Here is a 576-nt window from a genome sequence, read left to right on the forward strand (position 1 = left end):
TAACTGTGATCGTAACTGACTTATGTCCTCAGAGCGGGTCTGACAGGCATCGCTGAATGCTTGTGAAAAACTCTCCATCCATTGCAAGTGTGCTTCGGCACTTTCCCAGTTACTAGAAATACCGGAATACGCTAAGCCAAGCAATTCCCTCCCTACTTCTTTGTGTTCTGCGAGATATTGATCTTCTTCATTTAATTTTTTCAATACTAGCAAGAACCTATCAACGTCACCAGAATCAAGTCGCGTCCCTTGTAGATGAAATGCTTTTATCTGAGTTGTTATTTTTCGCTTGGAAAACCAGCTTTTCAACATCCATTCTTGATTAGCACTCCTCCACTGTATCTGCAAATCTTGCGCATTCAGATTGCTGACGTCCGACAAATACTGATCAGAGAGCCCAGACCATGCTTCGTTTCTGGCGCGTCCATGAGAAATCAACAGCTGTAAGCGTTGCCGTGCTTCTTTGAGATGTGCATGACTGACAGATTGAGCTGGTACCTCACATGCTTGCATCAATGTTGCAGCTAGCCGGTCCAAAGCTGCCAAGTCGAATAGGCTCAAGGCTGTTGGGTCAAT

General features: G+C 45.0%; 1 protein-coding gene. It reads right to left on the reverse strand.

Annotation, left to right across the window (positions count from 1 at the left end; translation table 11 throughout):
* Window positions 1-576: hypothetical protein (locus KDM89_RS19400; RefSeq protein ID WP_212689547.1), on the reverse strand; the 576-nt coding region annotated here is incomplete at both ends.

Source organism: Cognatundibacterium luofuense (genome assembly GCF_018139685.1).
GTDB classification, from domain to species: domain Bacteria; phylum Pseudomonadota; class Gammaproteobacteria; order Burkholderiales; family Burkholderiaceae_D; genus Undibacterium; species Undibacterium luofuense.